This is a genomic window from Oscillospiraceae bacterium (assembly GCA_025757685.1).
In the GTDB taxonomy this organism is placed as follows: Bacteria; Bacillota; Clostridia; order Oscillospirales; family Acutalibacteraceae; genus CAG-217.
This window is the reverse complement of the sequence record CP107220.1, coordinates 821,821-846,646: the sequence shown is the minus strand read 5'-3', so window position 1 is coordinate 846,646 and position 24,826 is coordinate 821,821. Positions and strand designations below refer to the sequence as shown.

General features: G+C 49.2%; 23 protein-coding genes and 3 tRNA genes. 3 read left to right on the top strand and 23 right to left on the bottom strand.

The genetic code is table 11. The features are described 5' to 3' along the window. Positions 1 to 118: 118 nt before the first annotated feature. Positions 119 to 2,161 carry a sodium-translocating pyrophosphatase gene (locus OGM59_03875; protein ID UYI91605.1) on the top strand — a complete coding sequence of 681 codons (2,043 nt, stop codon included), beginning with the start codon at positions 119 to 121 and terminating at the stop codon, positions 2,159 to 2,161. Between the two features lie 59 nt (positions 2,162 to 2,220). On the opposite strand, the gene OGM59_03870 is transcribed toward OGM59_03875, so the two are convergent. Next, entirely contained in the window at positions 2,221 to 3,354 is a 1,134-nt protein-coding gene (locus OGM59_03870; protein ID UYI91604.1) for a rhodanese-like domain-containing protein, read from the bottom strand. Positions 3,355 to 3,686: 332 nt separating this feature from the next. Here OGM59_03870 and OGM59_03865 point away from each other — a divergent pair, with 332 nt between their 5' ends. After that, on the top strand, positions 3,687 to 5,126 hold the full coding sequence (locus OGM59_03865; protein ID UYI91603.1) for an alpha/beta fold hydrolase: 1,440 nt from the start codon (positions 3,687 to 3,689) through the stop codon (positions 5,124 to 5,126). Between the two features lie 107 nt (positions 5,127 to 5,233). Here the strand turns inward: OGM59_03865 and OGM59_03860 are convergent, their stop codons facing one another. The 16 genes from OGM59_03860 to OGM59_03785 all read right to left on the bottom strand — a co-directional run bounded on the left by OGM59_03860 (position 5,234) and on the right by OGM59_03785 (position 20,313). Beyond that, positions 5,234 to 6,253 (bottom strand): NAD-dependent epimerase/dehydratase family protein, encoded by a 1,020-nt coding sequence (locus OGM59_03860; protein UYI91602.1) that lies wholly within the window; start codon positions 6,251 to 6,253, stop codon positions 5,234 to 5,236. Positions 6,254 to 6,460: 207 nt separating this feature from the next. Next, entirely contained in the window at positions 6,461 to 7,858 is a 1,398-nt protein-coding gene (locus tag OGM59_03855) for an oxaloacetate decarboxylase subunit alpha (GenBank protein UYI91601.1), read from the bottom strand. A gap of 18 nt (positions 7,859 to 7,876) precedes the next feature. Beyond that, a complete protein-coding gene (locus OGM59_03850) occupies positions 7,877 to 8,275 on the bottom strand; it encodes a biotin/lipoyl-binding protein (protein ID UYI91600.1) in 399 nt (132 codons plus the stop codon). Between the two features lie 18 nt (positions 8,276 to 8,293). Beyond that, positions 8,294 to 9,613, bottom strand: a complete 1,320-nt coding sequence (locus OGM59_03845) for a carboxyl transferase (GenBank protein ID UYI91599.1) — start codon at positions 9,611 to 9,613, stop codon at positions 8,294 to 8,296. Positions 9,614 to 9,805: 192 nt separating this feature from the next. After that, the gene (locus tag OGM59_03840; GenBank protein ID UYI91598.1) at positions 9,806 to 10,558 is read right to left on the bottom strand and encodes an rRNA pseudouridine synthase; all 753 of its coding nucleotides are present in this window, start codon (positions 10,556 to 10,558) and stop codon (positions 9,806 to 9,808) included. Continuing rightward, positions 10,542 to 11,576 carry a D-alanyl-D-alanine carboxypeptidase gene (locus tag OGM59_03835; protein UYI91597.1) on the bottom strand — a complete coding sequence of 345 codons (1,035 nt, stop codon included), beginning with the start codon at positions 11,574 to 11,576 and terminating at the stop codon, positions 10,542 to 10,544. The genes OGM59_03840 and OGM59_03835 overlap by 17 nt, the downstream gene beginning before the upstream one ends. 42 nt (positions 11,577 to 11,618) lie before the next feature. Beyond that, on the bottom strand, positions 11,619 to 12,023 hold the full coding sequence (ytfJ, locus tag OGM59_03830; protein UYI91596.1) for a GerW family sporulation protein: 405 nt from the start codon (positions 12,021 to 12,023) through the stop codon (positions 11,619 to 11,621). Between the two features lie 12 nt (positions 12,024 to 12,035). Beyond that, complete coding sequence (locus OGM59_03825) at positions 12,036 to 12,782, bottom strand: DUF2953 domain-containing protein (protein ID UYI91595.1); 747 nt, start codon at positions 12,780 to 12,782, stop codon at positions 12,036 to 12,038. Positions 12,783 to 12,799: 17 nt separating this feature from the next. Then, entirely contained in the window at positions 12,800 to 13,447 is a 648-nt protein-coding gene (scpB, locus tag OGM59_03820; protein UYI91594.1) for an SMC-Scp complex subunit ScpB, read from the bottom strand. Continuing rightward, positions 13,440 to 14,159 (bottom strand): segregation/condensation protein A, encoded by a 720-nt coding sequence (locus tag OGM59_03815; protein UYI91593.1) that lies wholly within the window; start codon positions 14,157 to 14,159, stop codon positions 13,440 to 13,442. Before OGM59_03815 ends, scpB begins: the two co-directional genes overlap by 8 nt. 1 nt (position 14,160) lies before the next feature. Next, positions 14,161 to 14,835 carry a site-2 protease family protein gene (locus OGM59_03810; protein ID UYI91592.1) on the bottom strand — a complete coding sequence of 225 codons (675 nt, stop codon included), beginning with the start codon at positions 14,833 to 14,835 and terminating at the stop codon, positions 14,161 to 14,163. Positions 14,836 to 14,902: 67 nt separating this feature from the next. Beyond that, complete coding sequence (gene prmC / locus OGM59_03805) at positions 14,903 to 15,697, bottom strand: peptide chain release factor N(5)-glutamine methyltransferase (protein UYI91591.1); 795 nt, start codon at positions 15,695 to 15,697, stop codon at positions 14,903 to 14,905. A 26-nt stretch (positions 15,698 to 15,723) separates the two neighbouring features. Continuing rightward, positions 15,724 to 16,695, bottom strand: a complete 972-nt coding sequence (locus tag OGM59_03800; GenBank protein ID UYI91590.1) for a DUF1385 domain-containing protein — start codon at positions 16,693 to 16,695, stop codon at positions 15,724 to 15,726. Further along, on the bottom strand, positions 16,673 to 18,256 hold the full coding sequence (locus OGM59_03795) for a HAMP domain-containing histidine kinase (protein UYI91589.1): 1,584 nt from the start codon (positions 18,254 to 18,256) through the stop codon (positions 16,673 to 16,675). Before OGM59_03795 ends, OGM59_03800 begins: the two co-directional genes overlap by 23 nt. A 21-nt stretch (positions 18,257 to 18,277) precedes the next feature. Further along, positions 18,278 to 18,991, bottom strand: a complete 714-nt coding sequence (locus OGM59_03790; GenBank protein UYI91588.1) for a response regulator transcription factor — start codon at positions 18,989 to 18,991, stop codon at positions 18,278 to 18,280. An 11-nt stretch (positions 18,992 to 19,002) separates the two neighbouring features. Beyond that, positions 19,003 to 20,313, bottom strand: a complete 1,311-nt coding sequence (locus OGM59_03785; GenBank protein UYI91587.1) for a VCBS repeat-containing protein — start codon at positions 20,311 to 20,313, stop codon at positions 19,003 to 19,005. A gap of 408 nt (positions 20,314 to 20,721) precedes the next feature. Here OGM59_03785 and OGM59_03780 point away from each other — a divergent pair, with 408 nt between their 5' ends. Further along, entirely contained in the window at positions 20,722 to 20,892 is a 171-nt protein-coding gene (locus OGM59_03780; GenBank protein ID UYI91586.1) for a hypothetical protein, read from the top strand. 79 nt (positions 20,893 to 20,971) lie between these two features. Here OGM59_03780 and OGM59_03775 read toward each other — a convergent pair whose 3' ends face one another. From OGM59_03775 to OGM59_03750, 6 genes are all read right to left on the bottom strand, one after another. After that, a complete protein-coding gene (locus tag OGM59_03775) occupies positions 20,972 to 21,754 on the bottom strand; it encodes a hypothetical protein (GenBank protein UYI91585.1) in 783 nt (260 codons plus the stop codon). A 362-nt stretch (positions 21,755 to 22,116) separates the two neighbouring features. Then, positions 22,117 to 22,479 carry a hypothetical protein gene (locus OGM59_03770; protein ID UYI91584.1) on the bottom strand — a complete coding sequence of 121 codons (363 nt, stop codon included), beginning with the start codon at positions 22,477 to 22,479 and terminating at the stop codon, positions 22,117 to 22,119. Between the two features lie 219 nt (positions 22,480 to 22,698). Further along, the gene (locus OGM59_03765; GenBank protein UYI91583.1) at positions 22,699 to 24,159 is read right to left on the bottom strand and encodes an ATP-binding protein; all 1,461 of its coding nucleotides are present in this window, start codon (positions 24,157 to 24,159) and stop codon (positions 22,699 to 22,701) included. A gap of 390 nt (positions 24,160 to 24,549) precedes the next feature. Continuing rightward, positions 24,550 to 24,625 (bottom strand) — tRNA-Lys (locus OGM59_03760). Between the two features lie 22 nt (positions 24,626 to 24,647). Next, positions 24,648 to 24,722: transfer RNA gene (locus tag OGM59_03755), tRNA-Gln, on the bottom strand. A 27-nt stretch (positions 24,723 to 24,749) separates the two neighbouring features. Beyond that, positions 24,750 to 24,826 (bottom strand) — tRNA-His (locus OGM59_03750).

Genomic DNA, 24,826 nt, shown 5'->3' with positions numbered 1-24,826 from the left:
ATTCTTAATAAACGGCGGCTATTTTGTTTGTTGACTTTTTCTTACAAGTATGGTAAAAATAGAATAAAGTATAAGAATTCTCGGCTTTGCCGGAATTCGGACCGGGAGTGGTTAATTTATGGAAAAGTTATTGTACCTTGTACCTGTGTGCGGTTTGGTGGCGCTGCTGTTCGCCCTGTTCACTGCACGCTATATCGGTAAGAAAGACGCCGGCACGGCAAAGATGAAAGAGATTGCCGACGCCATCGCCACCGGCGCTCGCGCCTTTTTGTTTGCCGAGTATCGAATTCTGATTGTTTTTGCCGTGGTACTGTTTGTAGTGATCGGCTTGGTGATCAACTGGCTCACCGCCGTTTGCTTTGTGCTGGGCGCTCTGTTCTCTACCCTGGCCGGGTTCTTTGGTATGACCGTGGCCACTAAAGCCAATGTGCGCACCGCCAATGCTGCGCGGGAGCGAGGCATGAATAAAGCACTAAAGATTGCCTTTAGCGGCGGTGCCGTGATGGGTTTGTCTGTGGTCGGCCTGGGCGTCATCGGCGTGGGTTTAATCTTCCTGTTCCTAAACAGTAAGTACGATCTGGTGAGCAATGCCTCTGCTCTGAATATTCTCACAGGCTTTAGTTTGGGTGCGTCTTCTATCGCTCTGTTTGCCCGTGTCGGCGGCGGTATTTATACCAAGGCTGCGGATGTAGGCGCCGATCTGGTGGGCAAAGTGGAGGCAGGTATTCCGGAGGACGATCCCCGCAACCCGGCAACCATTGCAGACAATGTGGGTGACAATGTGGGCGATGTAGCCGGTATGGGCGCCGATTTGTTTGAAAGCTATGTTGGCTCCATTATCTCTGCCATCACCTTGGCATTTGCGGCTACCACCGTCAGCAGTCGCCTGTATGCGGCGATCTTCCCGCTGGTGCTGTGCGGCGTGGGCATTCTCGGTTCCGTGATCGCCACATTCTTTGTACGCGCCAAGGACGGCACGGACCCGCAGCGCGCCTTGAACCGGGGCGAATATACGGCAACGGCGCTGGTGATCCTTGCCGCCGGGTTGCTGAGCCACTTTATGCTGGGCACCATGAACGGCTTTTGGTGTGTGCTGTGCGGCCTGATCGTGGGCACTGCCATCGGTAAGCTGACGGAAATTTATACTTCCGATCACTATAAATCCGTAAAAGAAATTGCAGAAAGCTCCAAAACCGGCGCTGCAACCAACATTATCAGCGGTATGAGCGTGGGCATGCGTTCCACCGCCATTCCGGTGCTGTTTATCGCTGTGGGTATACTGCTGTCTTACAAATTCTTAGGTCTTTACGGTATCGCACTTGCTGCCGTAGGTATGCTGTCTACCACCGGGATCACCGTGGCGGTGGACGCTTACGGTCCGATTGCGGACAATGCCGGCGGTATTGCCGAGATGAGTGAACTGGATGGCTCTGTGCGCAAGATCACCGATAAGCTGGACAGCGTAGGTAACACCACAGCCGCAGTAGGCAAAGGCTTTGCCATCGGTTCTGCCGCTTTGACGGCGCTGGCGCTGTTCGCCTCCTTTGCAGAAACTACGAATATCACCAGTGGCGGTATGAGCATTTTGGATGCCAAAGTTGTGGCAGGCTTGTTCTTGGGCGGTATGCTCCCCTTCCTGTTCTCTGCCTTTACCATGAGTTCCGTTGGCAAGGCTGCGAACAAGATGATCGAGGAAGTGCGCCGCCAATTCCGGGAGAAACCCGGCATCTTAAAGGGTACGGAGAAGCCGGACTACACCAAGTGCGTGTCCATCTCCACTACCGCAGCACTTAAAGAGATGATTCTGCCCGGCATTATGGCAGTGGTGGCTCCTTTACTGGTAGGCTTCCTGCTGGGTGTTGAGAGCCTGGGCGGTCTGCTGGCAGGTGCGCTGGTCAGCGGCGTTATGATGGCAATCTTTATGGCCAATAGTGGCGGTGCCTGGGACAATGCCAAAAAGTACATTGAGGGTCTGAAAGACGGCGGCAAAGGCTCTGAAGCCCATAAGGCTGCCGTGGTTGGCGACACCGTAGGCGATCCCTTTAAGGACACCTCCGGCCCGTCTATCAACATTCTTATTAAGCTGATGACCATTGTGTCTTTGGTGTTCTCCTCTGCCTTTATGGCAGTCAACGGCGGCGCAGGTCTGCTGAACTTCTAAAACCAAATCAGATACAAAAGACCCCGGAGTTTGTACTCCGGGGTTCATTTTATTTAGGCTTATTCGGTTTCATCATAACTGTCCAGGAACGAATGAAGCTGACCGTGCTGCTTGTAGCCGATCACTGTGTCAATATTCACATGCTCCACACTGCGGAAGATGTTGCTTTCCACCTGTGGACTTTCTGCATGCAGCATTTGGATCAGTTCCTTGGTACGCTTACGCTTGGAAGTATTGTCCGGGTTGCAAGAGGTGCAGGTGTCCGTAAACTTGCAGGCGCACTGGATAAAGTGCAGGCCGTTATAATCCCGCCAGTGTTCAATGCTGCTTTCCCGCACCAAGTACAGCGGGCGGATCAGTTCCATACCGGCAAAGTTGGTGCTGTGCAGCTTGGGCATCATGGTTTGCACCTGGCCTCCGTACAGCATGCCCATTAAAATCGTCTCGATTACATCGTCGTAATGGTGACCCAGGGCGATCTTGTTGCAGCCCAACTCCTTGGCCTTGTTATACAAATGCCCACGGCGCATACGGGCGCAGATATAGCAGGGCGACTTTTCAATATGCAAAACGGATGAGAAAATATCTGTCTCAAACACGGTAATGGGCAGTCCTAAGGTGCGGGCGTTGCGCTCAATCACCTCCCGGTTCTTGGGACTGTAACCCGGATCCATCACCAGATACACCACTTCAAAGGGAAAGCGACTGTGCTTTTGCAGTTCCTGGAACAGCAGCGCCATCAGCATACTGTCCTTGCCGCCGCTGATACAAACGGCCACCTTATCACCCGACTGCAACAGTCTGTATTCGTCCAAAGCAGCAGTAAAGCGGCTCCAAATTTCTTTATGAAACTTCTTGTGAATACTGTGCTGCACTTCTTTCGCTTTATCCGCCTCAAAGTGCAGGCTTTGCATCAGGTAGCCGTAGTAGCCGCCCTGTAAATTCATGGCCTGTACCCCACGGGTGCGCAGCTCCTCGGCCACCGCATCACTAAGGAGACCGCTTTTGCAGCAGATGATGACCGGCATGTCCTTCGGTAGGCTGTCCGCCGCTTCTAAGATCGCCGTCTGTTCTTTATGCTCTGCACCGGGAATGGCGCCGTAATCAAAGGAATAGCGGTCCCGCATATCATAAAGCAGGTAGCTGCCCGGTTCCAGCGCCAGCAGTTCCTCTATGGTGATTTGTTCTTTCATATACCCTCGTCCTGTCATAAAACTTCCCCGCTATTATACTACCAAATCTGCAGAAAGGCAACTGCGGTTTCACCGGGATAACAGACATTTGCGGATTATTTTGTCTGCTTATTTACAAATGAAAAGGTTTGTGCTACTATGAGGGCGTAAGGAAGTGAGAGGCAGCTGAAATTTTTATAACTTCAAACCCAATCTTACCGGCGCAGTACGGCCCAATCGGTTAGACCAGGATTGCCTGACCTGATTGCCGCCCGGGCGCTGGGTTGGACCTATTTTAATCTACTGCAAAAAATGATAGACACACGATGGAAATGTTAAGGAGAGTGATCAGCTTGAAAAAATCTGCATATAAACGTGCTTTGTGTGCCCTTTTCAGCGCTTTTTTGGTGCTAACCATGGTGTTCCCGGGTGAAGTGGCGCTGGCTGCTTCTGCACCCGGCAAAGTAGCCAGGTTCTCTATGACCGGCTGCTCTGCAAGCACCGTCAGCCTAAGCTGGAGTAAAGTGAAAGGTGCCAGCGGCTACCGCATTCGCCGGTATGACAGCAAGAGCAAAAAATGGAAAACGGTGCTCACCGCCACCAAAGGCAGCGCAATCAAAGGCACAGTCAAAAAGCTGTCCCCTGCCACTACCTATAAGCTTCAGATCCACGCCTACAAAAAGGCCGGAAAGAAAACATTATATTCCAAAAAAGCGAAAACCCTGACCGTCGCCACCAAGCCGGCAAAAGTTACCTTGCAGTCTGCAAAAGCAAGTGGTGCAAAAATAACCGTCAGCTGGAAAAAGGGCGCTGCCAGCGGCTACCAGGTGATCTACGCCCGCAATAAGCAGTTCAAAAACGGTGAGAGCATTTTGGTGGGCGGCAGCAACAAGGCGGCCACCTACTATGCGCCATACAGCGGCACTTATTATGTGCACCTGCGGCCTTATAAGAACTTAAACGGAAAGAAGTATTACGGCTCTTGGAGCAATACCAAGACTGTAAAAGCCAATATCCGCAAGCAGGCGTACCACACAGAGACGGTTTGGGCCAAACGGGGCAAGAACCGCATTTACGGTCAGGTCTATGTACCGGACGGCGTCGGTTATCACCGACCCACAGTCATTTTGTCCCATAGCTTTGGGCTGACCTACAAGTCCATGAACGCTTACTGTTCCATGCTGGCCAAGAACGGCTATGTGGCCTACTGCTTTGACTTTTGCGGCGGCAGCAAGAAGAGCAAGAGCAACGGTAAAACCACGGATATGACCGTCTTTACCGAAGTAAAGGACCTAGAGTCCGTATTAAGTAAGGCGCGGGCGCTCAAGCGGGTGGACAAGAACAAAATTTTTCTGTTGGGCACCAGTCAAGGCGGTTTGGTGTCGGCACTGACGGCTTCCAAGAACAGCAGCAAGGTGCGTGGACTGATCCTGATGTACCCGGGACTGAATATGGCGGACGAAATGACCAAGAACTACAAAGGCCATGTGCCCAAGACTGCCAACTTTCTGGTGATGACCGTGGGGCGCGATTATATTTCCACCCTGATCGATTATGATATTTACGGCAACATCAAAAACTTTAAAAAAGACGTGATGATCATTCACGGCACGGCAGACAGCCGCGTGCCCATCCGATACTCAGAAAAGGCAGTTAAGACCTACAAGTCTGCTACCCTGTATCGCATTAAAGGCGCAAATCACGGGTTTAACAGAGAGAATTACGCCATGGGTAAAAACTATGACAGCAAGGTCAATCCTCTGATTTTGTCTTACCTGAAAAACCATATCTAAAATATCGTTACAGAAAAAGCGGCAGCCGAACGGTTGCCGCTTTATTTCATTAAAGCATAAAACAACGCTCCGGAATACTCCGGAGCGCATATTTTTATTATGTAGGATTACTCGCCCTTCATTTCCAGCAGCTTTGCTTTACCCTCAAAGGAAGCCTTAGACAGAGCAATGGAATCAAAGATGGCAGCCTCAATATCATCGGGGGTGCAACCCAGTTCCTTGGTGTCATCCGTGGGAATGAACAGATCCATACCCATAATGTCAGCCAGACCTACGGGATCAATACCGGACTGTACATTGCGCTTTGCATATTCCTTGCGCATATGCAGACCAAAGGCCTGGAAAGTCCATTTCGGTACATCCACGATCTTACGATCCTGAATACCATCCATGGCACGGTAAACAATCTTCAGGAACTCTCTCCAGTGCATATTGTAGCAGGAGATGCCATAAGCACGGAAGCCCTGTACCTGCTCCGCAGCGCCAACGATGCACTCACCTACCTGACGCACGGTCAGCATAGCTGTACCGCCGGCCGGATACATAGTGAAAGGCAATTTCTCAAACCGCTGCAGCTGCTCGATCAAAATGACCCAAACAGGACGACGACCGGGCTGTGTACCAAAGATGTAAGGCAGCTCCAGCACGCCAACACCCATGTTCTCATCAGCATATTTTGCAGCCACTTTCTCCTGATCAATACGAGAGCGGATATAGGGGTGCTTTGCGCAAAGATCCATTTCCGGGTGCGTCTTAGCCAGCCAGGAGAAATAAGAACCCAGCACTACGCAACGCTTTACGCCGCACTTCTTGGCCATAGCCAGGCAACGATCCACAGGATCAATGTTGTACTTCTTATAAGCGTCATATACGGGAGCGGGGAACTCTACACGCTCGTCCACACCGGCAGCATAAACAAATGCATCCATGCCGGTCATAGCGGCTTCCAGCTGCTCATCGGACAGCTCCAGGAAGTTGCCGAACTCGATCTCCATCTCCTTGGGAATAGGTGCGCCTTCCGGCAGCGGGGGCAGTGCAATGGTCTTTACATGATGCCCTCTGTCGATAAAAATCTGTGCTGCGGCGGAGCCCAGCAAACCGGTACCGCCAAAAATCAATACGTTCATGAAAATCCCTCCGTTAAATTTTCTGAATAGATTATAACACCGGCTGTTATCAAGGTCAACAAAAACTTACACTTAACAGCCTTTTTTTGTGTAAATAGGCATTTATTGCAAAATCTGTACGGCATTGCCTTTTATCTTTCTTCACTTTCCGGGTTACCGGTAAGCAAAGAACGGCAAAAAGGCGAAGCCGAAACTTCGCCCTTGCAATTAAACTGCGTGGATCTTGTTGTCCATATCGTCGTGTTTGCCATCCAAGCCGTACTTTTTATCTCTTCTCTTCTGGAAGAACTTAACGGCAACCTGACCGAATTGTGCGTAGGAGAGAACATCCTCCTCCTGCTCATAATACTCGGCGATGTCTGCCTTAAAGTCGTCGATCTTATCATGGATCAGATCGGCCGGCCGACAGGTGATAATTTCTTCGTCACCCACGATCTTCTTCTGGAATTCAGGGTCAATGGGGCACGGTGTCTTGCCGTACTTGCCGGCAACCATGTCCTTAAACTCCTTGGTAACCATTTTGTAGCGCTCGCCGGTAATGACATTAAACACGGACTGCGTGCCCACGATCTGAGAGGTGGGGGTCACCAGCGGCGGATAACCGCTGTCTTTACGCACGCGCGGCACTTCGGCCAGCACTTCCTCCAGTTTGTCCTCCTTGCCAGCTTGTTTTAACTGGCCAAGCAGATTGGAAAGCATACCGCCGGGCACCTGGTACAGCAGAGTGTTGGCGTCCACGCCCAGCATTTTCGGGTTCAGCAGACCATCTGCCAGATATTTCTCTCGCAGGGGGACGAAAAAGTCACGCACCTCGGACAAAGCTTTCAGATCCAAGCCGGTGTCATACGGGGTGCCTTGCAGAGCCGCCACCATAGACTCGGTAGCCGGATGAGAAGTACCCATAGCCAAGGGGCTCATGGCAGTATCAATTACATCAACGCCGGCTTCAATGCCCTTTAAGTGGACCATGGAAGCCAAACCGGAAGTGTAATGGGAATGCAACTGAATGGGAATATTTACCGTCTCTTTCAGCGCCTTAACCAAATCATAGGTGCCGTAAGGGGTCAGCAAACCGGCCATATCCTTAATGCAGATAGAGTCTGCACCTGCGTCCTCCAGCTCCTTCGCGTAATGACAGTAGTATTCCGTGTCAAACACCGGACCGGTGGTGTAAGAAATTGCAGCCTGTACATGACCGCCGTATTTCTTGGCTGCGTTAATGGCAGTCTGCAAATTACGCACATCGTTGAGTGCGTCAAAAATACGCAGAATATCAATACCGTTATCAATACTCTTCTTTACAAAGTAATCCACCAGCTCGTCGGAATAATGCCGATAGCCCAGCATATTCTGCCCGCGGAAGAGCATTTGCAGCTTCGTATTGGGGCACTTTTTGCGGATCAAGCGCAGTCTGTCCCAGGGATCCTCATCCAAAAAGCGCAGGCAGGCGTCAAAAGTGGCACCGCCCCAGCACTCCAGAGAATGATAACCGATCTTGTCCATCTTCTCTAAAATGCCTTCAAATTCATCCGTGCGCATACGCGTGGCGATCAGGGACTGATGCGCGTCACGCAGCACGGTTTCCGTAATGCCGATTTTAGCCATTCTTGTACCTCTTTTTTATCAGTTGAGAGAAGCAAGGGTCTGACCGGCTTCTACGCTGTCACCCTTGTTTACATTAATGCTGGCGATCGTGCCGTCCTGAGGCGCCACAATCTCGTTTTCCATCTTCATAGCCTCCAGAACAAAGAGTACATCGCCGCTCTTAACGGCAGCGCCGGAAGCCACTTTAATATCCAGAATGGTACCGGGCATGGGAGACTCAACGGTCACAGCGCCGGTGACTGCGGTATCAGCGGCAGGAGCCGGTGCGGCAGCAGGAGCAGGCGCTGCTGCGGGAGCGGGAGCGGCAGCAGGTGCCGGAGCAGCTGCAACAGGCGCAGCTGCGGGAGCGGCGGAAGTCCCCTCCTCTACGGATACATTGTAAGCTGTACCGTTCACGGTAATGGTGTAGTTCTTCATAATATTGAAACCTCCAGATTATTTAACAGAATGTTTTCTCGGCAGCGTATTCTCACGCTTACCGGCCAAAATATCCAGTGCAGCCATTACCTTTGCACGGCTGTCAGCAGGTACGATCACATCGTCAATGGCCCCGCTGGCGGCTGCGGTATACGGAGACGCGAGAGTCTCTTTATATTCTTTCACCAGAGAACCACGATTCTCCCCTGCTGCTAAGCGGTCGCTGTACAGGAATGCAACGGCAGCTTCTGCGTCCAGCGGAGAAAGCACAGCAGTATCCCAAGCAAATGTCAAATCTGCATTGGCGCCCTTACCGGCCAGCGCAATATACGCACCGCCAATGCTTTTGCTGGTGATCAATGCGATCTTGGGGCAAGTGGCAGTGGCATAAGCCGTCTCCATACGGGTAGCTGCGGTAAGCATAGCGTTCTCTGCATCTTTTACAAAGCCGTCAGCGTCTGCCACAGTGAGAATGGGCAGATTGTAGGCGTCGCACAACTTTACGAAAGCCTCTGCCTTATAGGCGCAAGCGGGGCAAACCGCAGAACCGTCAAAAGCCACAAAGCCGACGGTGGTGCCGCCAACGGTTGCCAGTGCGGTTACGCAATGGGTGGCATAGCCGCCCTTCAGTTCTACCACGCTGCCGGCATCCGCCACAGCACAGATCACATCCATTGCAGACGCGCCGGTGTCCACAGCCACAGACGGTGCAGTAAAGTCATACACCGGTGCCGGGGACAGGTTGTTGCCCGGCAGCAGAGCCACCACATCTTTGGCGGCGGTCAGTGCGCCGTCCAGATCGTCTGCCAAAATATCCACCGTGCCCTGCTCGTAGCAGGTATCCGCGGTCACATCACTGGGGGTGGTTACATAGAAATCGGCGTCCTTTACGGCGATCACCACATCGGCCATATTGGCCATCAGGGCACTGGCACCCAAACAACTGCCGGCAACAATGGAAATCTGCGTGCAAACGCCGCTCATCGCCGTAGAAGCCTTCACCAGTTCGCCGTAAGCGGACAGTGCTTCAAAGCCCTCGTCCAGCTTTACGCCGTTGGAATCATAAATACCGATCACCGGACAACCCGTCTTAGTCGCCAGGTCATAGATCTTCTTCAATTTTGCGCATTGGGCCACACTGATAGCACCGCCGTTTACATTTACATTCTGTGCAAATGCGTAAACGGGACTGCCATTCACCGTGCCGAAACCGGCAGCAGCCTCCACATCGCCGGACGCGGATTTTGCGTAGCCGTCGATCTCAGTAAAAGCGCCGTCGTCAAACAGGGCAGTCAGCCGATCCACAGCCAGCTTGTCCTTCTCTGCAAGTTCGCTCACTTGTTGTTCCTCCTGTACACTCATTTGCGCTCCCGCTCATTACAAAAGCGCAGTTCGGCAAATGCCGACAGTATTCTCTGTCCAAACTTACCTATTGTAATTATACCACCGTTGCCCCGGAATAGCAATAGCATATTCCATACAAAAAGCGCAGAAATTCCGCTGTATTTCCAGCAGATTTGGCAAGGCAGATCACTTCTTTGTGTCCTCCGTTTGCAGCGCACCGGAGCGCATGAGTTTTTGCACCTCATTGTCCGTCAGCTCTCGCCACTTCCCTACCGGCAGCATACCCAGCTTTAAGGAGCCTACGGCAATACGCTTTAAGCGAATCACTTCCAGTTCCACTGCCTCGCACATACGCCGGATTTGGCGGTTGCGCCCCTCGTGAAGCACAAATTCCAGCACCGTACGGTTCTCCTCTGCGGTCAGGACGGTCACATCACAAGGGGCGGTCATACGGCCGTCCAGATCAATCCCTTCTCGCAGTTGCAGCAGCGCACTGTCGTCTACCTTGCCGCGAATGGTCACCCGGTATTTTTTACTGTACGCATGACAAGGGTGGGTCAGGGCATTGGCAAACGCACCGTCATTGGTGAGCAGCAGCAAACCCTCTGAGTCTTTGTCCAGCCTTCCTACCGGATACAGGCGGGCGTCAATATCCCGCACCAGATCCATCACCGTTTTACGGCCTAATTCGTCGGACACGGTGGTCACATAGCCCCGGGGCTTGTGCAGTAAAATATAGTAATTCCGCTGGGTTTTGCGCACTTTCTTCCCCCGCACGGTTACCAGATCTCTGCGCGGGTCGATCTTGTCGCCGATTTGGGCTACATGGCCATTGACCTTCACCTTACCGGCAGCGATCAGCTCCTCGCTCTTTCGGCGAGAAGCCACGCCGCACTCGGCCAGGTACTTTTGCAGTCGTTCTTCATTCTTCTGTGGCATAAATTTCAATATCCTCCTGTGCCCGCATAGGCACGATTATTTGATTAATACAAGCGTAGCCGATCACATCGCCCTTCTTCACCGGCGCATAAACAAAAGGATAGTAATAGAGCCGCACGGTATAAGTGGCGTTCAGCGCCGTTTGGCTGTACCGTAACTCGGCGGTCACATAGGACTCCCTGCCGCCCACTACCGGCACCTGCACACGGCGGTCCAGCTTGTAGGTGGTGTACTGCTTTTTACAGGTGTCCAGCAGCCGGCGGTGATCCACCCAGTCATCCGGATCGGATAGGGTTACGCAGATCAGCGTGTTCCCCTTATATTTGACAGCACTCACCAGGCACCGCCCTGCCCGTTCCGTATACCCGGTTTTTACGCCTACGCAACCATCCAGCGAAGTGAGCAGCCGATTGTGATTGTATACCGTTTTTGTTTTGCCGTTGATGGTCATTTTGGCTCTGGGCGCGGCGCAAATTTCGGCAAAGGTCTTATTCTGAAGGGCGTGAGCCGTCAGCAGCGCCATGTCGTAAGCGGTGGAATGATGATCGCCCCGATCCAGCCCGGAGGGGGTCACAAAGCGGGTGTGGTGCATACCCATTTCCTTGGCCGCACTGTTCATTCTGGCTGCAAACGCCTTGGTACTGCCGGAAAGAAAGATTGCAGCCGCATTGGCAGCGTCGTTGCCGCTGACCAACAGCATGCCTACCACCAGATCGTACAAAGTGATTCGATCCCCCACATGCAATCCCAAGGACGAGCCCTCTGTGTCTTCCAGCATAGCGGCTGTTATAGGCACCGTTCGCTGCAAGTCCCCGGCTGCACAAGCCAGGTAGGCGGTCATAATTTTGGTGGTCGAGGCCATGGGCCGTTCTTCATAGGCATTTTGTTCATACAGCACCGTGTGTCCGGCAGCATCCATCACCACGGCGCTTTGGGCGCTGGTGGACGCCAGCGCCGGCATCGGCACCAGCAAAAACAAACATAAGAGAACGGCAAAAATACGCTTTTTTACATACAAAAGAATCACCCACACAAATATATGCGGGTGATCCGTACATCATTATTCGGCCGCGGGGGTCTCCGCCTCGTCTGCTTTGCCGTCCTTGGCTTTCAGCAGCTCGGTGAGTTTGTCTACCAACTCCGGAATCATAGACACAGCACGATCCGCAGAGGAAGTGTAATTGTTGATCTGCATCATACGGCACTTGCCCTTTTCGATCACGATAAAGGCCACCGGGGTAATGGTGATGCCACCGCCGCCGCCACCGCCGAACAGCTCTTGATTCTGCTGCTTGGTGGGCAGATCCGTACCGCCGCTGGTAAAGCCGTAAGTCACTTTAGATACCGGAATAAGCGTGGTGTCGCCGGTGACCATCGGATCGCCGATGATGGTAGAAACATCTACCATTTCACGCATTTTTTCCAGCGTGTTTTCCATAATCTTGTTTACCGGAGTTTCTTTCATAATGCTTTCTCCTTACTTATCTTTAATAAAATTTTTTAAAAAGACGATACCGGCCCGCAGGAGCATACGCACCAAAAGACCGACGCTGAGACTGCCGATGAGCTGGAACTCGTACTCCGAGCGGGGTGCGATAAAATCCGGCTGTATGTAATCATCGTATTGGTCCACCTTCATGCCGTTTAAGATCATGCCCTTAACGGGATAATAGAACGAACAGAGGGTGCCGTACTTCTCAGCTATATCTGCGGCATCTGCGCCGCCGATAATCATTTTAACATATAATGAATAAATATGGAAGCCCCTAAATAAAGTTGTTACCGCAGAAGACGCAGTTTCCACTAAATTGCTGATCAACAGCAAGTAACCGATCACGCCGTCCTTGTCCCAAAGCTGCTGGAAGTAGTTGGGCTTTTTGGGCTTTTCTTCCGCTTTTGCGGGTGCCTTTTCGCTCTCCGATTTTTCCGGCACAGCCTGGGTCGCTTTCTCGTCTTCCGTAGGCGCATTTTCCGGCGTAGGCTCCGTGGTGTCTTCCTTGCTTTCTTTTTTCTCCTTGCCCTTTTTCTTAGCCTGATCGGCGGATTTTTCCGGGAACAGGATAAAGGAAAGAATCTGGGACAGCACAATGTCTTTCTTAATGAACAGCACTTGTACACTGGTATGCCAGCCGCCGTCATAGATCAAAGTTAAGGTGGCAGACAAAGACATCAGCAGTGCGATGAGCACCACCAGCACACCCACTATAATCAAAAAGATTTTCAAGTCCTCACCTCTCCCGCTCAGATCTCTTTTTCATCGTCATTATTGGCACTTTCCAGCGCGTCAGCCGCTGCAGCCAGCGGGTCGTCCTTGCCGCCCTCTTTCTCAAACAGGGAGGTTTGGCCGTTATCCTTGGCAATCTGCTCCACTTCCTCTGTGGATGGCAGATCCGGCAAATCGTCCAGGGAATTCAGGGAAAAGCAGCGCAAAAACCGATCTGTGGTGCCATACACCAACGGGCGGCCTGGCAGGTCCAGTCTCCCCTTCTCCTCGATCAAGCCTTTTTGCACCAAACCGGAGATGGGACCGGAGCAATCCACGCCGCGCACCTGCTCCACAAAGGAGCGAGTCACCGCTTTATTATACGCCACAATAGCCAAAACTTCAAATGCGGCCGGGCTGAGAGGCGTATTTTTTTTGATCTCCAGTAGGGCACGCACACCGTCCGCATAGGCTTCTCTGGTGCAGATTTGGTACTTGCCGTCTACGCGGATCAGCCGCAGTCCGCTGCCGCTCTCGTCGTATTTGGCCTCCAAATACCCAAGCATTTTGATCACATTTTCAATATCCAATTTTAGCACATCCGCCAGCTTTTCCGGCTCTACCGGATCTCCGGCAGCAAAAAGCATGGCCTCTAACTGGGCAATGGTGTTGTTCTTCTCACTCAACGGTATTTACCTCGTTTATGATTTGCACATCCGGGTCCTCCATGGTCCCGTCAATGGTGATCTTCTTGGTTTTAGCCAGTTCCAGCACCGCTAAAAAGGTAGCGACCATATCGCTGCGAGTTTGGGCGTCCTGAAAGAGGGACAAAAAGCGCACTTTCTTGCCGTTCCACAGCTTGCGCAGTACCGTCTGTACCTTAGACGCCACATTTACAAACTTGCGCGCCACAATCACCTTAAAGCTGTCCAACGGCGGCGGCAGCTTGCGCTGGGCGCGCCCGGCAGCGTTGATATACGCCTGCAAAAGCTCCTCCCCTTCGTGGAATCGCTCGTAGGCATAGTTTACATACCCCTCCTGAGGCGTGCGCACATAGCGGTCAAAACCGTCTGTGTGGGCGCTCAGTTCCTTTGCCATTAATTTGCAGTCCCGGTATTCAATCAGTTCGCCGGTCAACTCTTTTTTTAAGGTTTCTGCCTCCTCATGGCGGGGCAGTAGAGATACGGTCTTGATATAAATCAGGCGGGCAGCCATCTCCAGAAATTCGCCGGCGATGTCAAAATCCTCCTCCTGCATTTTTCGCACATAATCCAAATATTGATTTACAAGCTCAATAATAGGAATGTCGTTAATATTCAGTTTATGCTTAGAGATCAAGTGAAGGAGCAAATCCATCGGGCCCTCAAAAATCTCCAGTTTATAACTTGGTTGTTCCATATTACCTCAAAAAGATTAGCGCCGGGATAATGGAAATAAACTTCATCATCGCCGTACTTAAAGTGGAGATCACGCCGTCCAGCGCGCCAACAAACAGTAGAATCATCAGTGCGATCATGATATATTGCTCATAGCGCATATATTTGTTGTATGCCTTATAAGGCAGCACAGCCGCCAGCACCTTGGAACCGTCCAGAGGCGGAATGGGGATCAAATTAAAGACTGCCAAAGACACATTGATCCAGGCCGCAAAATAAAGAAAATACTCTACGGCACCCAAAAAGCCATCGGCACCGGGTGCTTTGCTGTAAATAGCGATATAAATAAAATTGAAGATAAAGCCCATCAGCAGATTGGCAATGGGTCCGGCCAGGGACACCAGCGCCATACCGCTTTTGGGATGCTTAAAACGATTGGGATTCACCGGCACCGGGCGAGCATAACCAATCCCAAAGAGAAAGATCATAATGGTGCCGATGGGGTTTAGGTGGGCCAAAGGATTAAAGGTCAACCGTCCCTCGTCCTTGGCGGTGGTATCTCCCAACTTATATGCCACCCACCCGTGTGCCAACTCGTGCACAGGTAAACAGCAAAACACCACAAAGCAGCTGGAAAGAATAGAAATCAGCGCCAGCAGGTACTCACCCTGGCGCAAATAAGAAAGAATAGAAAGCATAAGAGCACCCTTAAATTATAATGATAAGAATAGCATACCATTATCCCTACGCAATAGTCAAGAAAAATTACGCAACGGTGGCGATTAATATACGATCTTTGCCGTAAATGTCTTGCCTAACCTGCACATTTTTGCAGGTGGTAAACAGGTTTTGCACCGCCCTGCCCTGCTCGTCGCCGATCTCCAAAAGCAGCTGCGTGCCGCTGGCCAGTGTTGGCACGATCTTTTCAGCAATCAGGCGGTAAAAGTCCAGTCCGTCCGTGCCGCCATCCAGTGCCATCATCGGTTCCTTTAGCACCTCCGGCTGTAAGGTAGGCAGCACAGCAGCAGGAATGTACGGCGGGTTGGATACCAGCACCTGCGGTTTGGGCAGCGCAGTCAAATCGCCGCTGATATCAGCCAGTACAGGGCGTACATTGGCAACAGGCATGGCGTTCTTTTGCAGATAAGCGAAGGCGTCTGTCGACTTTTCCACACAGTAGACACTGGCACCGGGACAGGCCTTGGCGATGCTGATCCCAATGCAGCCGCTGCCGGCGCAAAGGTCCCATACAACAGGCGCCGACCCTGCATTTTTGACCTGTTCAATAGCCAACTGCGCCAGTTCTTCCGTTTCCGGCCGGGGGATCAGTACCCCTGGACCCACGGCAAAGGTGCTGTCTAAAAAGTCCCACTCCCCCAGCACATATTGCAACGGTGTGCCGCTTTTCAGTTGCCACAGGCCGTCCGCCAGCTTTTTTTGGCTCACCAGGTCGCCTAGGTGGCTGTGGTAGTCCCGGTTGGCGATCTTTGCCAAATGACACACCAGGCACTTGGCCTTGAATTCTTCTTCATCTACGCCGTTGGCGCCTAAAAAATACACACTATAATTATAGGCTTCCTGAACCGTCACTTGATTTCATCATCCTCCGGGTTATCGGTGATTACAGCCTTAAGTGCGGCGATGCCCACCTCCATCATAGAGTCGTCCGGCTCCCGAGTGGTCAGTCGCTGCATCCAAAGGCCCGGTGCACTGACAATCTTGACGAACAAATTATCGTGCTTACCGGCATAGCGGATAAATTCATAGCCAAGCCCCATTAAAATCGGCAAAAACACCAATTTCAGCAGCATCCACAGCACCCGCTGGGTAGCGATCACCGGAAAACACTTGGCTAAAACAGAATAAAAAATCACGCTGAAAATCAGCATTACAAAAATAAACGAGGTGCCGCACCGCGGGTGGAAGCGGGTCATTTTCTTCACATTCTCCACCGTCAAATCCAGCCCGGACTCATAACAGGCAATGCTTTTGTGCTCTGCACCGTGGTACATAAAAGTACGGCGAATGTCTTTCATTCGGCTGACAAGCGCAATATACACAACAAAAATGATAATTTTCGTTACGCCCTCAATTGTACCTTGGGCCGGAGTGAGCGTGCCGTCAAAGTGTTTGTTTAGCACATTAAACAGCAATACCGGCAGATAGAAGAAGATCAAAAATGCCAGTGCAAAGCCCAGCACGGACGCTACACCGGTGAGCACTTTCATCAGTTTGTCGCCCAACTTGTCCGTCAGCCAGCGCTCAAACTTGCTCATTTCTTCCTCCTCCACTTCCTCCATACCGGAGACCTCAGCGGAGTACATCAGGGTCTTGTATCCGATCACCATAGATTCAAAAAAGTTCACGGCGCCGCGTATCAGCGGCCAACCCAGAAACTTATATTTCTCTCGCAGACGGTGGAATTCGTGGTATTCGGTTAATATATCGCCGTCCGGCTTGCGCACGGCAGTAGCCATACCTTTGGGGCCTTGCATCATAATGCCCTCAATCAGTGCCTGGCCACCTACCGATGTTTTATGCGTTTTTTTCTCCTGCATTGGCGTTGTTTCCTCTCAATTCCATACTTTGATCCACTTCTCTGGTCTCTGCCGTTTGGGGCTGCTGCGCTAAGTCCTTTTTGCTGGGGGCACTGTTGATGGGCAGGTAAATGGTCACCAGCGTGCCGGTGCCCTCCTCACTGTCGATCTCCAGGGTGCCGCCGTGCAGCTCCACCAGTTCATTGGTGACAGCTAGTCCGATCCCGGATCCACGCACGGACATATTTGCCTTATAGAATTTTTCTTTCACATGGGGCAGATTTTCCTTGGAAATGCCGCACCCCTGATCCGCAACGGCGATTTTAACATAATCCTGACCGCCTTTTTTGGCAAATTCTGCCTTTACAAATATCTTAGCAGGCGCTCTGGAATACTTTAAAGCGTTATCCAAAATGTTCATGAACACTTGCTTTAACCGGTTGGCGTCTGCATTGGCCGGAGCCGGCAGATCGGGAATGCTGTATTTTAACTCAATCCCTTCGCGCATGGCGCGCTCACGGAAGGTGAAAACGGTTTCATCCAGCTCGGCAAAGATATCCGTAGGCGCCAGGCGCAGCTTCATGCGCCCGCTTTGCAGACGGCTAAAGTCCAGCAGCTCCTCTACAAATCCCTCCAGTCGCCCGGCCTCGTGGACGATCACTTGCAGTCCCTTGCGGGTGATCTCGTCCTCATTATCATTCTCTGCAAACGCCAGTGTTTCGCCCCAGCCTTTAATGGAAGTCAGCGGCGTGCGCAGCTCGTGAGAAATGGTAGAAATAAAGTCATTTTTCATTTTATCCGTTGCAGAAATATCCTCCGCCATTTGGTTGATGGAGTCCGACAGATCGCCGATTTCATCATTATATTTCTTCTCAATACGAACGGAGTAGTCCCCTTGCGAGATCTTCTTAGTGGTTTGGTTGATCTCCTGCACCGGGATAATAATGGAACGGATAAAGAACAGGTTGGAGTACAAAATCACCGCAAAGATCAGCACCAAAGCCAAAAAAATCAGCAGAACAATGGTGCTGATCTGACGGTCGATCATCTCCAAAGAACTGATGACCCGCACGGCGCCCATCGGCTCGCCGTCGCCGCTGTAAATAATGCGTGTGACTGCCATGCATTTTTCGCCGTTATCGGTAATGTGCCCTACATATCGTGCACGCCCTGTATCACCGGCCAGGGCCTCCTCATAGTCCGGCATACGCACCTTTTCTACCGCAAAACCGCTGGAGGAGGTCACTACGCCGCCGGCATTGTTAATGATCCAAATGGTGGTCTTGTCCCGGTAGCTGAAGCTGTCAATAAAATCCGCAGCTGATGCCTCTAAGGAACTGCCGCCGTCCAGTCGGCCGGAAAAGTAATTGGTGGCCGTGGTGGACGCACCGGAATTTAAGATACTTTCAACTGCATTATAATAGTATGCGCGAATGGTAAAAGCGGAAACCACAAAAACGATCACAAAGAAAAGGGCGATCACACCTAAAATATTGATCACCCACCGCTTTGTGATACCCTGCATCCGCAGTTCTTTCAGTCTCCCGGCTGTATGTAATTTTTTCAGCCATTTCTCTTCCATTGCGCAGTTCGTCCTCGTTGCTTAGTTATTTTTGGTGACCCACTTGTAACCCAGGCCCCAAATGGTGGTCAGGTATACCGGATTGGATGGATCATCCTCCACCTTCATGCGCAGGCGGCGAATGTTCACATCCACAATCTTGTCATCACCAAAGTAGTTGTTGCCCCATACGGTCTTAAGAATATCCGTGCGGGTCAGCGCAGCGTTGGGGTTCTTAAAGAAGTATTCAATGATTTGGAACTCTACCTGGGTCAGCTCAATGTTGGAGCCGTTCTTAGACAGGGTGCGATTGCGTAGGTTGAGCTCAAACTCGTCCAGCACAACCGTGTCCCCGGTGGTGTCGTTCTTGCGAAAGCCCCGGGTCATCTCCACCCGGCGATAAACGGCATCTACCCGCGCCATCAGCTCACTGGGAGAAAAGGGCTTGGTCACATAATCATCGGCGCCGAACATCAACCCGGTGATTTTGTCCATCTCCTGCGTCTTGGCGCTAAGCATAATGATGCCCAAGTCTGAGGATTTGGCGCGTAGCTGCTTGCACACAGCCAAACCGTCCACCTCCGGCATCATAATGTCCAGGATCGCCACATCAAAGCCGCTTTCATCCTTTGCAAACTTTTCCAGCGCCACGGCGCCGTTCTCCGCCTGTTCCACAGTATAACCGCTGCGGGTCAGATTGATGACAATAAATTCGCGAATGGACTCCTCGTCCTCTGCAACCAGTACTTTCTTCATACATCCTCCTGTTAAAAGGTAATGATCCAGTCTTTCAGTGTGTCTGCGGTTACGGCAAAAGCCGCCGAATTGCCGCACTTTGCCAAATATACATAACCGCCCTCTCGCAAGAGTTCGGTATAATCCTTATAGTTGCCCGGGTTGGCGTCATACTGTGTTTGAAGCACCGGCAACACTTCAAAGGCAGTCTTTTTGTCCGTCTTGGACTTCACCGTCAATGTGTGGCTCTTGTCAGCATAGCTGACAGTTACGGACTTAAATTGCTTATCCGGCAGCACCATTTGATAGCCGTCCTCCTGTACTGCCAGGGAGTACCCGGTGTGAACCAGCACGGAGCTTTTGTATTTGCACCAGTCTACGCCGCGCACCTGCGTCGGCAGACCTTTCAATTTGGCGTCCGTTGGAATTTCCAGCAAACCGTCGCCGTTCATATCCACACAAGGCACCATCACATCCCGGCCGGTATCCGCCGTCAGGCCTGTGTTGTAGCTGTAAAACGGGGAAACGATGGAGTCATAATAATCGCTCCAACAAATCAGCTCTGTGAGCATAGACGCCCCATCTGATTTTACCGCGTCCGCATACACAGCCGGCTTGCCGTCTGCTTTGCCCACCTGTAGCTTGCGATAGGCGCTCACATGCCCGTCCACGCGGGTCTCGCCTAACAAGGTCTGCTTGTCTCCTTTGTAGGAGTACAGCGCCGCGCTGGCGGAAAGGGACTTCATTTGATCCGCCGAGAAGAACAGAACCTCCTGCACGCCGTCATTGTTCAGATCTGCAGGAATATAAGCACTGTACTGCATCGGCTCGGCTAAAGCCGTCAATTTCGATTCCTGGCCCGAACCGGTCATTTTATACACAGACATCAAGTGGCTGGTAGAGTAGCTGATCATATTCCAAGAGATCAGAAATTCCGTTTTGCCGTCGCCGTTCACATCACAGAAATCCACGCTGTACACATCCGTGCCTTCGCCTTGAATATTGGCAATTACCTGCCAATTTTCCCCGCTTTGCTCCAACACGGCCATATCAATCTTGCCAAGAGCGTCATTGGGCTCATAAAATGCCAGAGCCTCCTTTTGACCGTCATCATCAAAGTCATAGAAAATATAAGAAGTGGTATACTTACCCGCCGCGGGGATCTTTACAGAATAGCCGCCTTTACAATAGGCATCCATAGCACTTTGGACGCTGGCGTCCGCCCCGGCAGGCGCCACAGGCGAAATCAGATCATCTATGGAAGACGCCAAATGAAATCCGCCGCAACCGGAAAACAGCAGAGCAATGCACAACATCGGAATTAAAATTTTAATCGCTTTCACTGCGCTGCCCTCCCGGCTTCTGATTTACTGGCCGATATGCGCCGCCGCACATCTCACCGAACTATTATAACAGAACTTGGTTACAAAATAAATACCAAAATATCAAAAAAATGACAAAACCGTGACATGAAAGCAACGAACCGCCTGCGCGATTTATGATCTGACTTTTCACGCCTGCTATAACGATCTTTGCATTCCTTCTTTCCAAATCCCCCGCCTTATCCTTGAATAATGGACACGGAATCAGTTAAAAATATTCTATTTACCTCATTCGGCGGATAAAATATCACAATTTGCAATATTTATATGGGAGATTTTGTCGAAACCATTGACAATTATTCACATTCTTACTACTATACAAGATGAGATTTTGTTTTATATTAATTCAAATGAAAGGATCGAGAAGAAATGGAATTGATCAACACGAAAGATCTGTACGAAAATGACGCATTTGTCATTATTGAAGCAGAATTTGAGGACAGCGAAACCAAAAAGCGAATGCAGGAAATTTCGCTGGGACTTAAAAACAACCAAGGGGATATTACAAAAATTCGTACCATTCACCGCAAGCAATTTTAATCGAAAAGGACCCGCGGCAGTCAAACGGCTGTCACCGGGTCCTTTTCTTATTCCTGATTGTACCGCGTTATTTTCACTTTCAATCCGCAGCGTTATGCGGCAAGGAACGGCAAGCCTTTTCCAGTGGCGGGAAATCCACAGGCGTGCCGGTAAAGGCGCGGTCCGTAATTTCCTTTTCCACATAAAATACGCCGTCGTATTCCGCAACAATCACAAATTCCGTTCCACAGATCGGTGCGTGATCATAGGCAAAATACAGCGTGTACCACCCACTGTTGGTATTTTTCTGAAAAGTCTTTGCCGCCGGGTCTTCTTCCTTTTTGGCGATGGGATTCTCATCATCTATATTGGAGCGTTCCTCCTCCTTCGCCTCTTGTGCGCGATATTTTTCCTCCTTCAACGCGGCGCAGTAAGCCACAACCGCCGGGTCATTGATAAATTGTTTTTTACTTTCTCCGCCACTTGGGCTCACCAGAACGGAAGTGATCTGATTTTGGCTCATTTGATCCATGCGCCGGGCGGAAAGCCGCGTATACAGAATATGATCCCGAAAGGCGGTACTGTACAAATAGTCGCCGTTTGGGTCATTCTTCAGTGTATAATAGGCACGAGAAAGCACCGGCCGCGGCTTGTAGCCGACCCGATGATCGGTTATAAAATTGCAGTATTCACCGGTGAGACCGTCCATACGATAGTAGGTACTGCCGTTGTATTCCACCCAGGTCACAGAGCCGCCTTGGCGGTGCTCCTTCACCTGATACCCGACAGCGTAGCACCAAATTGCCACACCTGCAACACACACGGCCATCACAGCAATAAAAACGATAAGTGATACTTTGCCGGTTTTGATTCTGGTTTTCATAGGCCCTCCCATATCATCGGGATCTACAATTCAATATTTATCACTATTTTCCTATATATTTTCAACAATGTTGTGCAGTTTGTGAATTATTTCCAATAAGTTATGTAAAATGTATTGACAATCTTGCTGAATATGTGTAAGATATACACAGAATGATTGCTTGATCAGTCATTCGACACCTAAAGAGGGAAATGAAAAGGAAAGAGCGGCGTACCGTGCGCGTTTATTCTCTTAGAACGCGCGCTCTGTACACCCGACCCACACCGTAACGGTGCGGGGAAGAGCAGGTCGTAAGGCCTGCTCTTTACTTTTGCATAATCAGCTTTTCCAAAACAAGAAGCCGTCCCCTGTTTTGCCCTGTTCTATAAATCACCTAATAATTCTACATGTTCGGCGTTTATATACCAACAACTACAACAACTATCGATTAAATAATTATATTGGAATTCTTCAAAAATCTTTTTTTGATTTTTTTCTATTAATTGAAATTCTTTTCTTTTGGCAACATCGTTTCCTATTATGTCTTCAATGGGAAAGAATTTAACGGTATCATCAAAAGTATTCGATTTACTTTGAATAAACATATATTTTGATACACCAGTAAATCTTAATACTACATTATTGTTTTCGGTGCTTAAAACAAAATCTGCGACACCATTTATAGCATCATAATTGCATTTTGCTATTTCTGTAAAATATAGAGAACCAAAATCAATATTGCTCAAAATGTTACCTCACTTCAATTTCAAAATCAAACCAACTAATTTTACTAAGTTACTGATAGTAATGGGTATATGAGTAAGAGAACGATTACCGGTACAATCCTGTGCTGTTACCGGAGTCGAAACAAGGAACCGTCCCCCTGTTCTAGAAACAATTATTTATATGTAAGGCAAGCGTAGATTAACACAGAAACTTTTATCTTTTGTTTATAAAAATTCTTATCATGAGATTCTGGATTGCAATTTAGAAGCAAATGCCTCAAAATTATTAGCATTCATAATAATACTGCATAACTCTTTGATGAAAGAATCCTCTGATATATTACGATTTTTTAAATTAGTTAATATTTTACGATATAGTGATTTACCATTATTATCATTGTCCTGCGCATAGTCTGCAAGTATATCATCGATAGATTCAACATTAAAAAAAGTATCGTTAATTTTTCTCTTGATACTTTTATAGTTTGAATCGGTGCATACATTATAAAGATATTTTTCGATACTATTGATTGGCAAGAACATTGGTTGTAGTTTGCGATATTCTTTTTTTATCTTTCCACTATTTTGGATATCACCATCAAGAATACTGAATAATTTTGTTCCAATTCCAAATGTATTAGTGGCATATGCCATCATCTGAAACTTCAAGACATTTTCCCACCCACCAATTGGAAGAACATTGATTAATTTTCCAGAATTGAGTGAATTCTGTTGTATGACTTTTTCGACAACATATTTTGCAAGCAAATCCTCGACAAGAATAACACAATCAAATCCTGAATGCATATATACATCTCGAATTGCATAACTCGGATAACAAGGCGAATAGAATTCAATTGTGTTTTTTTCATCAATCTCCATCATAAACAAATTATTAGCTGATATTTTTCGAATTACTTCTGGCGAGTGTGAAGTCAATACTACAGTAAGGTTATCATGTTCCTTAATGATATTGTTTAGCAAATCAATTAATCTTGATACCGCAACAGGGTGTAATGCTAACTCGATTTCATCAATCAACATTAATATCGGTTCATCTACAGGTAAACTTCTTCGAATCAATGCATTATAAATAAAATGTAATAGAGAAACTAATAGACATTCACCAGAACTCATCTTGTATTGACTTATAAGGTTGCCTTTAATTTCTTGAAAATATGGCGTGTTTTTAAGATTAACCTTCTGAGCTATTCTTTTATTTCTTATTCGTTTTAATGTTCCATAATGATTGAGATCACCGTGAAGAATAAAACTCATCTGTTGTTTTATATACGAATCTGCATCGACAATATCATTTGAAGAAATTGTTGAGTTTTTTACTAAATCATCAACCTTAAGCGAATCGTCAAATCTTGTTCCATAAAACAAACTCCCCTCATACATTCCATTGAAATGAATTCTTTGATTTCTATTACAATCAGTTTTCCACGAATTATCGCTGCTTTTCCATATTGTATGTTGCCCGCCATAAGAAAACTCGACAAATGAGTTTTCTCCATAATCAAATTCACTTAGGTTCTGCAAACTTGAAGAGAAAACACATTGGGCAATACAAGATAAAACAGTACTTTTCCCACATCCATTCGCACCAACTAAACCATAAATGCCTTTTTCAATAGGCAACACAAATTCACAATGGTTGATATTTTTAATGTTTTCAATATGTACTTTTAAATCCATGATAAAATCTCCTTATTCACGCTTATAAAAAAACAGGGGACGGTTCCCTGCTTTACACTTTTCTCATACACCCTATCTCCCAGATAGCAAAAGAAATACAGAGTTTGCGATTCTATTTTAACAGATAAATGGTATTGTGTAAAGTTAATTCGACAGAGCAGAAAAAAGGCCCCTCGCATCTTGCGAAGAGCCTTTGGTGCCGATGGCGGGGCCGAACCGGGTAATACAGAGAACCGTCCCCTGTTCTCAAAGAGTGGTATACATTTTGGTATACATTTTATCGTAAAGTAGGGTAAAATAGCGTAAAATACGCAAAAAAGTACCTATTGAATAAGGGCATAAAAAATCCCCTAAAACAGCCGAAAATCGGCGATTTTAAGGGAAATTTACTGGTGATCCATCGGAGATTCGAACTCCGGACACCTTGATTAAAAGTCAAGTGCTCTGCCAACTGAGCTAATGGATCGCATCCGCCCCCTAAGGGGCGCTGGCTGGGGAGGCGGGATTCGAACCCACGCGTGAGGGAGTCAAAGTCCCTTGCCTTACCACTTGGCGACACCCCAATGGTTACGGGCGTTATTCAAAAAAAATGGGGTGGGATATCGGATTCGAACCGATGACCTCCAGTGCCACAAACTGGCGCTCTAACCAACTGAACTAATCCCAC

Excerpts from the sequence above, each read along its gene's own strand:
- OGM59_03855 (UYI91601.1), bottom strand. The coding sequence starts at position 7,858 with ATGGCTAAAATCGGCATTACGGAAACCGTGCTGCGTGACGCGCATCAG.
- OGM59_03775 (UYI91585.1), bottom strand. The coding sequence starts at position 21,754 with ATGAAAACCAGAATCAAAACCGGCAAAGTATCACTTATCGTTTTTATT.
- OGM59_03800 (UYI91590.1), bottom strand. The coding sequence starts at position 16,695 with ATGCAGGAGAAAAAAACGCATAAAACATCGGTAGGTGGCCAGGCACTG.
- OGM59_03765 (UYI91583.1), bottom strand. The coding sequence starts at position 24,159 with ATGGATTTAAAAGTACATATTGAAAACATTAAAAATATCAACCATTGT.
- OGM59_03870 (UYI91604.1), bottom strand. The coding sequence starts at position 3,354 with ATGAAAGAACAAATCACCATAGAGGAACTGCTGGCGCTGGAACCGGGC.
- OGM59_03850 (UYI91600.1), bottom strand. The coding sequence starts at position 8,275 with ATGAAGAACTACACCATTACCGTGAACGGTACAGCTTACAATGTATCC.
- OGM59_03875 (UYI91605.1), top strand. The coding sequence starts at position 119 with ATGGAAAAGTTATTGTACCTTGTACCTGTGTGCGGTTTGGTGGCGCTG.
- OGM59_03795 (UYI91589.1), bottom strand. The coding sequence starts at position 18,256 with ATGGAAGAGAAATGGCTGAAAAAATTACATACAGCCGGGAGACTGAAA.
- OGM59_03860 (UYI91602.1), bottom strand. The coding sequence starts at position 6,253 with ATGAACGTATTGATTTTTGGCGGTACCGGTTTGCTGGGCTCCGCCGCA.
- OGM59_03790 (UYI91588.1), bottom strand. The coding sequence starts at position 18,991 with ATGAAGAAAGTACTGGTTGCAGAGGACGAGGAGTCCATTCGCGAATTT.
- OGM59_03815 (UYI91593.1), bottom strand. The coding sequence starts at position 14,159 with ATGGAACAACCAAGTTATAAACTGGAGATTTTTGAGGGCCCGATGGAT.
- OGM59_03780 (UYI91586.1), top strand. The coding sequence starts at position 20,722 with ATGGAATTGATCAACACGAAAGATCTGTACGAAAATGACGCATTTGTC.
- OGM59_03810 (UYI91592.1), bottom strand. The coding sequence starts at position 14,835 with ATGCTTTCTATTCTTTCTTATTTGCGCCAGGGTGAGTACCTGCTGGCG.
- OGM59_03840 (UYI91598.1), bottom strand. The coding sequence starts at position 10,558 with ATGCCACAGAAGAATGAAGAACGACTGCAAAAGTACCTGGCCGAGTGC.
- ytfJ (UYI91596.1), bottom strand. The coding sequence starts at position 12,023 with ATGAAAGAAACTCCGGTAAACAAGATTATGGAAAACACGCTGGAAAAA.